Below are 13,505 nucleotides of genomic sequence, written 5' to 3' on the forward strand. Positions count from 1 at the left end.
GAACAGCACCCCGCCGCGTGCCAGTTAGGGAAAGTCTTAATATTTACTGATAGTTAGATTTTGATAACAAGCGTGCATCACTATTTAGTTTATACAAATATAAAGACTGATTAACTTGATATGAGTCAGCTAACGAAGGCAAAGTTGTCCGAAAGTCAAAACCACATTTACATTGAGTAACCCCAGGTCTTGACCACTTGATATCTTTTTGACATGCAGGACATTTTTGAATAAGTAGACATTGATGTTTTGGACAAGCTTTAACTATCTGACAATCCCAAATCATCTGACAATAAGCGGATTCTTTTAGACACTGAGGACAAAGTTTTCTTCCATGCTTATAAATAGTATAGTGTCGAATATTTGATTCGTAAACTGTCTCATAAGGTAATGATGCCATGAAAAATAATTGCTTATCTTCTACTCGAATCAACTGGCTAAGGCAAGATGGCTCTCTTGGTTTTTCATAAATATAAATTCCTTTCTGCGCTTTTAATCCAGCTAGTTGTAAAATCCAGTTAGGTGATTCATAATAATTTTTTTCAGTCAAACGAAGAAGATAACCAGCTAAACTTTCACTTGGATAGGGAGTAGGAGTAAGCAGCAGTGTTTGATGGGAATTTATCAATTTACTTACTCCTAAGAATGTCTGAAGCAGAAGTTTTTTTTGATTTAGATTTTATCCGGTTATTAGTAGCCCCTACTTCTAAACTTAACGGTGGTTTATCTACCGAACTTATTTCAAAATTATCAACAGTGAAAGGATTCACTTTATCTGGTTTATCTGCGTGGACATATGTTTTAAAAGCAATAGATAAAATCTTTGAATCTAATTTTTCTTGATGGTGCTGGAGAGCTAAGTAAGTCCCATAGCGAATTAACTTCATGACATAAGCGACAGTTCCATCTGATGCGTAATAAATTTTTCTCGCTAAATACTCATCTGATAAGTTAGAAGTTTCGCCAAGAGGTAGATGAGATTCTAATATATGTAAAAAAGTCCGAAATTCTTGACCATCATCTTGTCGCCATAAAAAAGGATGTAAATAACAACGATTCGCTAATCTTCGGCTGAGTTGGGACTGCGACTGTAATTTCAAAACTTGCTCTGCTTCTGGTAAACCAATTAAAATAATTGGCAAGTTAGTTTCCAAAATTAAAGTTTTTAACCAATCTGATACAGTTCTTAAAACTTTATCTGAGTCGCGGTCAATAAAATGTTGAAATTCATCTAAAATTATCATTTCAACCTGACAATCTTTGAGCAAGCCAAATAAGCGAATTGTTTGATTACCTGTTGACCCTTTATCATAAGCAGGGTCGCCAAGTTCCCATAACATTTTGGTCACAACTGTTTTTACAGTCGCTGGTGCAGGAATTGTTACAGGCAGAATAGGAATATTTACTCCTTCTGTATTTACAAACCTTGGATATCTGTTAGCATAAGTTTTATAAATTGTGGTTTTTCCTACTCCTGTTTGTCCAGCAAGAAACATGCACTCTGGCTCATCTTTACAATAGGAGAAATGATGACAATACTCGATACTCAACAATATTTCCTGAAATCTAGGGTAGGAAATGTAGAGGTTATTAACCATGTTTAACTTAGTATCCAATGGCATTTCTTGTAAAGATTCTTGAGTAAATTGCATTTTATCCCCCTCCTCTTGGTAAACCGTAGCTTGCATCCCAACCTAATAAATCAGGCGACCAATCATCAGTCTTATTAATCGGAGCGGCGGAATTCAGTTGTTCTAAAGATTGATTTGTAACAGTTTTCTTATGCTGCTTATCTTTGAGACTTAAAGGCTGATTTGTGTTGGAATTAGTGATTGATTCTCTCTGATTTTGAGAATTTTTATAGATATTAGCTTGGGGATTTTGCTCAACTGGAATGGCATTATTTAAGTCTGATATTCCCATGATTGAACTAGTTTGATTAAACAAACTTTCAAAATTTTGGTGAGTTTCTAAACTCTGGTCATGATTTGAATCAATTGACTCGTTCGTTGAAATAGAGACATCGCTCACTCCAAATCCATCGATTCCAATTCCTAACCACCTTGCCATTGACTTACGAGTTTTACCTTTATGAGATTTTTGCCACTCCTTCTCAACAATTTCTTGGATTCTTTGCTTTGCTAAAGCCAAAGCTACAATATCAACTTTATCTGCTTCAATAGCCGCCAAATTTTTAATCACTCTATGTTGCCAAATCGTCAAACCTTGGGTATATTCTTGGTTAACTGCCGACACAACAATAAACTGATGACTAATAGGGTCAAATACATAGATTTTTGATAAATCAGTAGGGTCATACTTAATGGTTGCTTTTTCACTTTGTCGTTTACCTGTTTTCCTCCTTAAATCTTCTTTTTCATAATTTGAACGGAGTCGAGCTAGTTCTGGGCTATTATAATAAAGACCATTAAATTCTATTCCTCTTCTCGAAATTATCCGTTTATCAGTTGCCCCAATTAAAACTTTTAAATCTTGATTATTTATAGGCAACCTAACTGGAAATTCAGTTATTCCTTTTGTCCAGACCTGAGAGCGAGGACATTTAAACTGCGGGTGAGAACTTTGATTATGAACATCAACAATAAAGATATGAATCATTTCTTGCAACGCTGATAGAGAAACTACTGCATTACTTTGAGGGTCATAATCATACTGATTTGATAACTCCTGAAATAAAGTACCTGGTTGACCTGTTAATAATTTCGTATTATAAGTGCCAAAAGTTCTTTCAACCGTACTTTTATACCAAGGCATTTTGGGAGGTGTATATTGAATTGTAATACCTAATTGTTGACAAGCTGAATGTAAATGCTCACTGTAAAACTCTTTCCCATTATCAACCACTAAAATTTCCATAATTCCCGACACATTCCAGCTATTTTTCACACTGTTAAATGTTGTTTTTAGATAATCTTTTGATTGGATGGAATGAAGAAGACACTGCATAACTGAGAGATAACTAAAAGGCTCAAAACTGAGATAGTAACCAACAATAACTCCCGAATATTTATCAACTGCACTAGTTAAAGATGGTGTACCTATTGGAATTCGAGTTTCAATATCAACAACAAAAAATGGTAGTTTAGTATGGTCAATTTCGACTCGTTCAAGAGGGCGAGTTGCTTGAAATCCCTCTTGTACTGGTTCATAGATTAAATTGGCAGTTCTTATGCCATAACGACTAACAGCTTTGTCAATTGGGTCTAAAGTCTTAATTAGGCGATAAATGCTAGAACGGTGGGGGATATTAAGGGGAACTAATCCCGAAGATTTTCGATAGTGGTTCTCGTGGAGTATGCGGCAAATTAAGATGTCATAAACTCTGGCAATTGATGGTCTTTCAAGAGTCAGATAAATTTCAGAAATCACCTCATCAATTAATCTCAGCGTTTCTGAATGAATTTTAGAATCGTAGTTTCCTCTTGCTTGATATCTAGGAATTAATGCGCGAAGATCACCGCCGCTTCTAGTATAATCTTTTAACCAACGATAAAGGGTTATGTTTGAAGGTGGTCTACTATCTGAGATGTTTTGAGCTACTTGCTTAATAATGGGCATCAACGATGAAGATGTGTATGTTTCTATTTTTTGCTCTATCACTGCTTTTACATACTTTTCCTTTCGGAATGCTTCCAGCTTTAAATGTTCGGGAATTTGTGATAAATCTGCTTGAGAAATTTTCGAGTCTCTTAAATCTGAATCACTTTCAAATTCTAACTCTCCCGACACAAAGTAATGTACTAATTCCTTTTCAGATAAAAAAGAAATTTTATCGGTGACAACATCAATAATTTTTAAATTTCCATCGGAGATCTTGGCTTGGATTACATACTCACGTTTATCCAACCAAAAGTGAAGTCCCTGTTTGAATATTACTCTACTCATGTAAACAATTCCTATATGTAATAAGAGGTCTCCGATAAGCTAATTAAACTATTACTGCCTATTGGAGTCATTAAGTCAAATGTCAAAAAGCCTACAAATACTAATTTCAGCAAAGTTCCTCGGAAAATTCCTTGAGAACTTAAATCATTTTCAGCAGTTTTCAGGGTAACATTGAGTTGATTTTTAAAATATTGATGGCAAGTAATAGTAACTTGAGGATTTAAAGGAATCAATGCGTATCGATATAAAAGCTTAATATTGCTAAGTATAGGTTCTTTCCTAATCATTTCATCTGTAATGACTAGAAAATCCCAACCTTTACACTGACAAATATAACTAATGCATTGAAATAATCTCACATTTTTTTCAGAATGAATCTGTGTTTTGGGCTTAACTTCAACAATTTGTTTCTTCTGACTTCGCTCAACGAAAAAATCTGGTGTATATCGTCTATGTTTTCCATCCTCTTTATAAGAAATTTTTAGAGGTTGGCTACTATATGCCAAGACATCAGGGTCTATCTCCAGTAGATACATATAGTCCCTTTCTGTAAGAGATTCGTACCAAATCAGAGATTGCATCTTGACACTGAAGAACTTGCCTATGTTCTTCTTCGTTCCTGTGTTGGTAATTTTTCGTGCGGGAGTTATCAAGCATTTTTACCCCCTGACCGCTATTGGCCATTTATCCTAGCTAATTGTCTGGCAGTTAACTTCTGCCATTAGACATAGAATGTCACTTTATGCGCGAATCATAGAATTTCACTTTATGCGCGAATCTGTTTCAATTTATGCGCGACTTTGGTCTACATATACTAAAAATTTCACTTTATGCGCGACACCCATTGGCTGAAACCCCTATAAATTCGTTCTCAAAATTTCACTTTATGCGCGAACCCACAGAAAAGAAACGCATCCCCGAAGAAAAAGCGTTGTTAGATTTGTGGTTGGTAATGGATGAAATCAAAGCCAAAGTTTCTTATAAACAACCCGAATTACCTCTCAGTTATGGACAAATGGATTTACCTTTATTTGCTGAGAATTCGCAAGTGATTGATGAGTAAAAGTTCTCCTCAACAGCTAGTAGTAACCCGTCAAGTTAAGAGCCATCAACCAAAGGAGCCTAACCATGAAAATCAAAGGAATAAAACGCGGTCAAATTATTGAACTCCTAGAACCAGTTGATAATATTCCAGATGGAGTAGAAATTGTCGTTGATTTAGAACCTCCTCCTGAATCTACTGAAACAAAAACACCACTGACAGAAGAGGAGAGATTAGCAAGACTCAATCAATTGTTTGGAGTTTGGAAAAATCAACCTGAGTTAACAGACATTTTTGATGAAATTGATAAAGAACGTCATGCTTATAGGGGAAGACAAATAGACATTATTGATACTCAGGATAATAGCTAATGTACCTACTAGATACTAACATTTGCATTACACTATTGAATGGTAATCCAAAAGCAGTTTCTACATTCAATCGCTTTTTTAGTCAATCCTACCGTTCTACAATTGTCTTATCAGAGCTTTATAAGGGGATTTATTGCTCTCAACAGGTTGAAAAAAACTTAGAAAGTCTCACAGAATTGACTGAGTTACTTCCTGTAGAACCGTTTGATTTAAATGCTGCTATAGAGTTTGGTAAAATTCAGCGTACACTGAGACAGATTGGTAAACCTACTGGAGAAATTGATGCTCTCATTGCATCTGTTGCTCGTTCCCGTCAAGATATTGTTGTTACCAACAATGTTAAAGATTTTGAAAATATACCTAACTTACAATTAGAAAACTGGTTATAGCCTGGAAAATAACTTTGCCATTTATGCATTAACTCGCCTACAGCATAAGCCTCAACGTTTGGAAGTTTATCGCTTAGTTGAAAGTTAATGCATTTTACAACCATAGAATAAACATTATAGCAGATTAGAGTAGACAAAAAACATTGTTAATGCTGGGATAATTTCATTACTGGTAACTAAAGTTCCTTTATTAAAATACTCAACACTGGGATAATAGTGCTCTAAATGTGATGATTTCAGTATTAATACTGAGGTAGATGCAGGTTTCAATGGACAAAGATGTGGAAGTATCTTATATCCCCCATTCCGCACCCTTAAGTGTCACACAGGGAAATTACGGTAACTTTACCAGCTTTTTTTGATGTGTGCCAGTTAGGGTGCGGAATGTGGGGTACAAAGATGTATTGACAAAATTAATTTATTTCTAACTTGTGGCAAATGCTTATTGACAAAATAATAGGCTGGAAAACTTGTTATTTCGTAGGGTGCGGAGTGCATCGCCATTTACTTATTGAGAAGGTGCAAGATATCAGTTAACTGATTTAAATGATATTTATTTACAGCACCTTTTATGAGGGAATGGACACAATAAGTAGGAAAAGTAAGAAAAGTAGTTGTCAAAAGACGTTGACTAGCTAGACGATATATTGTAAGTTGATGTCTGAGATATACAGTGAATAATAAATAAACTAATTGATTGATTGGGAGGCATTCATAATTATGAGGTCTACAAATGCATTTGAGAGGTTTACCACCTACCAGAAATGGAGCAACCTATTAAGGTTTGGAAAGCACTTTTAGCGAAATTTCCTGCTTATCAAGCAGAACTAAGCTTGTTGGGGCGGTGCGGTCAGAAACTAGCTTCAGTATTGACTGGAGAGGTCGATCCTCTGCAATTGATTTTTCCTGAAGGTTCTGTGACAACATCTGAGCATCTGTACCAAGATTCACCTAGTTATCGCATCTATAACCTACTGGTTGGGAAAGCGACTCAACTAAAGCACACTAGAAGTTTGAATGAAACTGAAGCCTAAAATCACAATTGCACATTTATTACTGAGCGACCTGCGCTGCGTGCTAGCAGACCTTGGAAAGGATGGTGGAATTTTTAGTCCGTCTGTTTATGATACTGCTCATCTGTTACGTCTCTACCCACCTGTGGAAGGAGTTGATGCAGCTTTAGGATGGTTGCTGACACAACAACAGGCTGACGGGGGATGGGGCGATCGCGCTTTGCCACTCATGCGTGACGTTCCTACGCTAGCGTCAGTACTAACTCTGCACTCATACCAAAACTTTAAGGGAGCCTGTGCAGCCCTGCAAGCTGGTCTGGATTTTCTTCAACGGCAGGCACATTACTGGCGGGAGTTGCAACTCGATAATGTACCTGCTGCTGCAGAATTGACAATACCCTACTTGCTTGAAGAGGCAACAGCAGTAAATCTAGAAGTACCGCAACAGCATTATGCAGAAATCGTCAAGATAGGAAATCAGCGCCGCCAGCGGCTTGCACGGTTAAATAATCGAACTGGTGGCAATTCTCTGGCTTGTTCTTGGGAGGTATGGGGAACGGAGCCTTATCCTTCCCTAATTGATGGGTCAGGAGGTGTTGGTCACAGCCCATCGGCAACAGCTGCTTGGTTACAAGCGGCGGCAGGTCGCTCAGACTTGATAGATGTCCGTTTAGCTGCTGAGCGCTATTTGGCTCAAGCAGCAGCAGCAACTGGTTTGAATATACCAGGCATTGTACCGACACAGTGGCCGCTAGAGCGATTTGAACAAGCTTTTTCGTTATACAGCCTTCTAATTACAGGGCTTTTGGAGCATCCGGCACTACAAGATTTGGTACGACAACACCTGCACGAGTTTGCCAGTATGTTGATTCCTAATGGGATTGGTGCTAGCACATTCTTTATTCCTGATGGAGATGATACAGCTGCTGCTGTATCAGTGCTTTATGGTGCTGGATGGAAAGCCGATCTGGCAGGTTTGAGACAATTTGAGAATGATGATGGTTACTTCACAACTTTTCCTGGCGAACTCCATCCATCTATTTCGGTCACAGCACGTGCCGTTCATGCATTAGCGATTGTTGGGGAGAAAGTGGCTCGACCAATAGAACTCTTGCTTGAGCGTCAGTCTCCTGACGGGCGTTGGACTGGTGACAAGTGGCATAGTTCCTGGCTGTACGTAACCTTACATGTTGCGCTTGCGCTTTTGCAGTCCGGGCATTACAGTCCGCTGAAGTCTACTATTAAGACTTTGTTAGCTCACCAGCATATAGATGGAGGGTGGGGAACAGGCTATCAGTCAACAACTCTAGAGACAGCTTACGCCGTTCTGACACTGCAAGCACTCAAATCTCATAGACTCTTAGATGAAAAAGGGCTAGAAGCTCAGCTACAAGGTTATCACCGATTAGTGCGTAATTACTGTCCCTCTAAATGGAATGAAGAAAGGCAGTGGATTGCTAAAGATTTGTATGGTGCTTATCGAATCGACCGCGCTTTTGAATTGAGTGCTATGCTGGCAATGGCATTGACATTAGAACAATAGTCTCCATAGTTTACGGATCGAGTCTAAGCTTCAAAAAGTTCTTGAATAATATCTCAAATGTCTGTCTTATCTAACAATACCTTTGCCAATTTACGAGGGTGAGTTGATGACGCTTTCAATATCAACTCGCTGTTCTCTGAGAGTTGGCAAAAACAATAAGTCCTAAAAAAATTCCTTTTAGGTTTCTCACAAGGTATTTTTAACGTATCGACCGCAGTATAAAGGTTTTGACAGTCCAAGCTCTCTTGTCAGCTAAACACTTACATATGGAAAATTTTGTCAGTTTTTGCCAAAATTTTTGTAGGCTTTTATTTTGGCAAAGGTATTGATCTAAGTTAAAGTTTTATTATCAATATGAGCGTGACATCAACTGTTTTTGACTGGCGCAACCTAGTAGCTAACAATAAACCAAGTCAAGCTTCAGATATCCAGATTGCAAGATTAGAGGCCCTACCTCAACTAACCATAGACCTTGACAAGTGGGCTAATCAATATAATCTGCCTAATCAGCGTGTTGAAGTTTTTGCTTACACTGGTTGTGTAACAACACTAGTACCGTTTTCTTATCAAAAGGCTCTATTATTTGCTAAATACTGCCTATGGATTGTCAGCTTTGATGCTTACATTGATAACTTTGATTATTCTCAGTTTAACCCGACTAGATCTAATACATGGCTAGATTATTTAGATAGCCAGCTGAGCTATATCGTTAAACCCCTTTATAAATTAGGTGGTTTAACCACTGAGCATGGTCATAACTACTGTTTTAAATTTAGTTTTGATCAACTTAATGAGTTTCAAGGAATTGAGAATACAAGTCTCAATCTCGAAGCTGCGTTGCAAAGCTTATACTGCGATCTTCGGGCGAGCTGGCTGTCTGCTCCTCAACAAGAGCCTAACAACATACAAAGATTAAATTTTAGCCTAACTAATTTCACACACTATCTTGCTCAAATGATTGAGGCTATGCGTTGGGAGTTAATTCAGAACTTCAATTATCAAAAAATATTGGATTGTCACCAACTTCCAAATATGGAAGAATACCTCAATCGCTCAAGCTTTTCTATTGGTTTACATCCTGCAGGAGCAATTGTAGCTGGCTACGAGATTGATCCAGAAACTACTTGGCAGCTTTGCAATACGGCAATAGATATTGGTGCTGAAATAGTTCGTTTAGCAAATGACTTAGGTAATTATTGGTTAGAACTTGAAGAATGTAAAGTAAACAGCATTACTATAGCACTCGCCCAGCTAGGTTTTGCTCCAATGGGAGCATATCAAAAGAATAGTTTGGAAGTTAAACAAGCAGCAGAAATAGTTAAAGCTAAGTTAGAAGTTGAGCTTGAACGTTTTGCAAAACAGGTAATAGAAATACCTAATACTCCGCTACTTCACTGGTTGCAAGTTCAACTAGCTTTTGTGCTGGCAATGTATGAAAAAGGTAATTACGTAAAGCCTGATTGAGTTTATCTACTTATCTAGTTCTACTTAGACCAACTGCAACAGGTCTAGATGAAACAACTAATTTCATTGTTGCAAAAATTATTGAGAGGATTTATGATTCCGAAAAAAATTAACCTTCCATCTACACAAAGTCCTTCCACTACCCGAAAAACCTGCCCCGTCATCAAGGGATATCCGCTCATTGGCGTTACTTCCGAGTTTGTTTTTGATCTTCCTCAACTACTCCAACGTATTGTTAAAGAGCATCCTGGTGAGTTAGTAGCACTAAAGATTGGACCAATACATATCTATTTGACTAGCCATCCAGACCATGTTCAATATGTGCTTACCACCAACGAGCATAATTTCGGCAAGGGTCATACCATGTGGAAAGGTTACCGATTGATAGCAGCCAACGGTTTAGCTATAAGTGAAGGCGAAACTTGGTTCCGCAATCGGCGTCTGATGCAACCATTTTTCACGCACAAGCATATCTCCTCCTTAGCAAACTGTATGATTACAGCTACTCTTAAAGCAGTAGAGCGTTTCGAGCAAGTGGTGTCCGACTCGCCAATCGATATGCATAAGGAGTTGCAGCAGATTATGCAAAGTACTATGCTTGAGACGATTTTTGGCACTAGTCTTGAGCGTCATAAGATAGAAGCAACGGCAGATGCAATTCAGGTTGCGCTCAGAGCAATACACCTTCGCTCTTTTCTATACTTCCTCCCCGAACAACTCCCCTTACCTGGAGAGCGTACCCTGCGTCACGCTCTCCAGACAATCGACGACATACTTCTTTCGATAATTCGTGAGCGGCGCCAGAGTAGAGAGAATCGCGATGACTTGCTTTCCCTGTTACTGCAGGCTCGCGATGAGGAAACCAAAACAGGGATGAACGATCAGCAACTGCGAGATGAGTGCGTCACATTATTTGTTGCTGGTCACGAGACTACTGCTACTGCGCTAACTTGGCTCTGGTATTTGCTCGACGAGCATCCTGAAGTAGATCGCAAGCTCCGGGCGGAGATCGATAGCGTTTTGGGCGGACGCCAGCCAACCTTCGCTGACCTCGCCAACCTCCGGTATACCCGGATGGTCATCCAGGAAACCTTACGGCTTTATCCGCCTGGCTGTGTTTTTCCACGAGTCGTGCGGCAAAATGACGAGATTGACGGCTATCCTGTTAAGGCTGGCGCAACAATCATATTGAGTCCTTACATGACCCATCACCTTCCGGATTTTTGGAATCAGCCAGATGTCTTTAATCCTGAGAGATTTACTGCGGAGCAATCGGAGCAGCGCCATAGCTACGCATACTTTCCGTTTGGTGCCGGATCGCGTCATTGTATCGGTAACCACTTTGCCCTCATGCAGGCACAATTAGCCGTCGTCATAATAGCACAGAAGTGGCGACCGCGACGCATTCGTAGCCATACTGTCAAACCCCAAGTTAAGGCGTTTGTTCTCTGCCCACGTAATGGTCTACCAATGATTTTGGAGCCAGTTTAGTTATTTGAACGCACCACCAACTAAGCCTGCGCCTATAGTTGGGGATTCTTGTGACTGTGACTTAAAGGAATTATTTGCCGCAAGCTTTTACTTTAATTTGAGTTCGGCAACTTAGACTTTAGACAGTTGGTTTATGGTTGAATGGCACGCTTGATAACGTGAAACTCTCGCGATCGTCCGGGTGTTAGGGGGGGTAGGGGTGTAGGGTGTTAGAAGAAGAACAATATTTATTAAGCATTTTGATTTAATTACTAATTCTTGACCGTGCAACCCCTATACCCCAAAAGCCCTATACCTTAAGGATTTGCGCTTAACGAGCGTGCCATTCGGTTTCAACACCCTCATCACCCCGTCCACGAAGGCGAGTAAGGTTCATCAACGGGAGATTGGAAGAATCATCACAAAACACAGGTCTTCGCCCCAAGCGGCATTAATTAAAGACCTTAACCCTGTAATCCCACATTCCGCACCCTAACTGGCACACATCAAAAAAAGCTGGTAAAGTAGTACACAAGAACTAAATATCATGCAAGGAAGAAGACACTTAATGATAATCAATATTATTAAACTGGGAAGCAAGTCAGAGAATAAAGTTTTGTAAATAAGATAAAATAAAAGAAAATTTAATGATTTTAAAATTAATTTAGAACAGAAGAAGAAATGATTTAATCACAACAGGAGTTGTGGATAATTATGTTGTGAAATCAAAGCTTCAAAACATGGAAATTCAAAATATAGACCATTTAGGTATAGTAGCAGGAATAGTAGATGCGATAGGAATAGTAGAAATAATCAACGAATTAATAGGGCAAGAAAAGGGGGAGAAAGTAAGTCTGGGTCAAGTAGTAAAAGCCATGATATTAAACGGGTTAGGATTTATATCGAAACCCTTATATATGTTTCCCCAATATTTTGAAACAATAGCCTGTGAGCATCTGGTAGGAGCAGGAGTAAAACCAGAATATCTGAACGACGATAAACTGGGGAGAGTGATGGATAAACTATTTATAAAAGGATTAGATACAATATTTTTTATGATTGCATTAAAAGCAGCCAAAAAATTCGGATTATCCCTATCAACATCACATCTAGACTCATCATCTATGCACGTGCATGGGCAATATAATTCAAGATTACCATCAGTAATTACGAATGTTTTAGATTCACTCGCACTGAGCAATGATTCCATGCTCAGTGAATATAAAGCCCAGCAGTCATGTGAGCGGGGGTTCGCTTTTCTCAAAGACCCATTATTTTTTGCAGACAGTATTTTCCTCAAAAGTCCTGAGAGAATAGAGTCTTTGGCAATGATTATGGGCTTATGTTTGTTGGTTTATACCTTGGCTCAACGTCAAATTAGAAATGCTCTTAAAGATTCTAAATCAACAATTCAAAATCAATTAGGTAAAGCAACTGACCGCCCTACTTTACGCTGGATTTTTCAATGCTTTCAGGGTATTCATTTAGTTAAATATAACGATGAAAAACACGTCTCTATTGGACTCCAGATAGGAAGTTTATTCTGAATCTTTTACCAGATGATTGTTTTCGTTACTATCAATTATCCACTTAATTCTTAAAAGAGCTAATTTAATTTATATCAGATTTAGGAGCTAATCTGTTTGATTTACCGCTCTATTTTACGATGTCTATAATTTCGTTTTTTACTTCAACTTATTAGTCTGACTTATAATCTATATATTGAATATCTTCATTTATTTATCTGTTGACTCCTCTGAGTGCTGTTCATTCTTATTGCTCCTTATTGAGAATGGGTTTTGACCCCGTTTTTGGTGTTTTTCTTTTTCGCTAATTTATTTTTCACTAATATGTGATTTTTTAGCCTCAGTTTTCTTTCTTGTTACCGTAATTTCCCTGTGTGACACTTAAGGGTGCGGAATGTGGGCTATAGCAGTTCTCAGTTGCGTGCAATACACATAGGAGGGCGAACAACCGTTCGCCCCTACATTGTTTTGATATCACTGTGTTGGATTCAAGTGAGAAACGCTATAGTTGCTCAATCCTACTTTGTAACTCAACAAGATCGGGATATTGATTAATATTTAATTGATTCAGCCCCCAATCAAAAAAAGCATTCAGAGAAATATAACGAGATTCTCGTTGCTGCATAGCTTTTTGAATATCTTTGCCATGAAACCAAATTAAATATTGCTTCTGTGTCCAAAACTCCTCTCGAGCAAACTGTTGCTGGTACACAGCAAGACTTGCTTCAAATCTGTCCCGTGTCACTGTTCTGACCACTTCTTGAAACTAGTTAATTAATTC

The 13,505-nt window shown here is 38.4% G+C and carries 12 protein-coding genes and 1 pseudogene; 8 read left to right on the top strand and 5 right to left on the bottom strand.

The window, feature by feature from the left end; genetic code table 11:
* Window positions 1-43: 43 nt before the first annotated feature.
* From F7734_RS04495 to F7734_RS63070, 4 genes are read right to left on the bottom strand one after another with little or no spacing between them, the layout of a single operon-like run.
* Window positions 44-628 (bottom strand): TniQ family protein, encoded by a 585-nt coding sequence (locus F7734_RS04495; RefSeq protein WP_166481727.1) that lies wholly within the window; start codon window positions 626-628, stop codon window positions 44-46.
* 1 nt (window position 629) lies between these two features.
* Window positions 630-1,652: a TniB family NTP-binding protein gene (locus F7734_RS04500; RefSeq protein ID WP_155743567.1), complete on the bottom strand. Its 1,023-nt coding sequence runs from the start codon at window positions 1,650-1,652 to the stop codon at window positions 630-632.
* 1 nt (window position 1,653) lies between these two features.
* The gene (locus tag F7734_RS04505) at window positions 1,654-3,906 is read right to left on the bottom strand and encodes a Mu transposase C-terminal domain-containing protein (RefSeq protein ID WP_155743568.1); all 2,253 of its coding nucleotides are present in this window, start codon (window positions 3,904-3,906) and stop codon (window positions 1,654-1,656) included.
* A gap of 11 nt (window positions 3,907-3,917) precedes the next feature.
* Window positions 3,918-4,559, bottom strand: a complete 642-nt coding sequence (locus F7734_RS63070; protein ID WP_155743569.1) for a TnsA endonuclease N-terminal domain-containing protein — start codon at window positions 4,557-4,559, stop codon at window positions 3,918-3,920.
* A gap of 233 nt (window positions 4,560-4,792) precedes the next feature.
* Here F7734_RS63070 and F7734_RS04515 point away from each other — a divergent pair, with 233 nt between their 5' ends.
* From F7734_RS04515 to F7734_RS04550, 8 genes and pseudogenes are all read left to right on the top strand, one after another.
* Window positions 4,793-4,969, top strand: a complete 177-nt coding sequence (locus tag F7734_RS04515; RefSeq protein WP_155743570.1) for a hypothetical protein — start codon at window positions 4,793-4,795, stop codon at window positions 4,967-4,969.
* A 65-nt stretch (window positions 4,970-5,034) separates the two neighbouring features.
* Entirely contained in the window at window positions 5,035-5,319 is a 285-nt protein-coding gene (locus F7734_RS04520; RefSeq protein ID WP_155743571.1) for a hypothetical protein, read from the top strand.
* Window positions 5,319-5,708 carry a type II toxin-antitoxin system VapC family toxin gene (locus F7734_RS04525; protein ID WP_155743572.1) on the top strand — a complete coding sequence of 130 codons (390 nt, stop codon included), beginning with the start codon at window positions 5,319-5,321 and terminating at the stop codon, window positions 5,706-5,708. Before F7734_RS04520 ends, F7734_RS04525 begins: the two co-directional genes overlap by 1 nt.
* A gap of 764 nt (window positions 5,709-6,472) precedes the next feature.
* Entirely contained in the window at window positions 6,473-6,742 is a 270-nt protein-coding gene (locus F7734_RS04530; RefSeq protein ID WP_155743573.1) for a hypothetical protein, read from the top strand.
* Window positions 6,726-8,264, top strand: a complete 1,539-nt coding sequence (locus F7734_RS04535; protein WP_155743574.1) for a prenyltransferase/squalene oxidase repeat-containing protein — start codon at window positions 6,726-6,728, stop codon at window positions 8,262-8,264. Before F7734_RS04530 ends, F7734_RS04535 begins: the two co-directional genes overlap by 17 nt.
* A gap of 354 nt (window positions 8,265-8,618) precedes the next feature.
* Window positions 8,619-9,728 carry a terpene synthase family protein gene (locus F7734_RS04540; protein ID WP_155743575.1) on the top strand — a complete coding sequence of 370 codons (1,110 nt, stop codon included), beginning with the start codon at window positions 8,619-8,621 and terminating at the stop codon, window positions 9,726-9,728.
* A gap of 93 nt (window positions 9,729-9,821) precedes the next feature.
* Window positions 9,822-11,219: a cytochrome P450 gene (locus F7734_RS04545; RefSeq protein WP_243146689.1), complete on the top strand. Its 1,398-nt coding sequence runs from the start codon at window positions 9,822-9,824 to the stop codon at window positions 11,217-11,219.
* A 719-nt stretch (window positions 11,220-11,938) separates the two neighbouring features.
* Window positions 11,939-12,792 (top strand): annotated as a pseudogene (locus tag F7734_RS04550) (IS1634 family transposase).
* A 434-nt stretch (window positions 12,793-13,226) separates the two neighbouring features.
* On the opposite strand, the gene F7734_RS63075 reads toward F7734_RS04550, so the two are convergent.
* Entirely contained in the window at window positions 13,227-13,469 is a 243-nt protein-coding gene (locus F7734_RS63075; protein ID WP_243146681.1) for a hypothetical protein, read from the bottom strand.
* Between the last annotated feature and the right edge of the window lie 36 nt (window positions 13,470-13,505).

The sequence above is a fragment of the Scytonema sp. UIC 10036 genome (assembly GCF_009725235.1).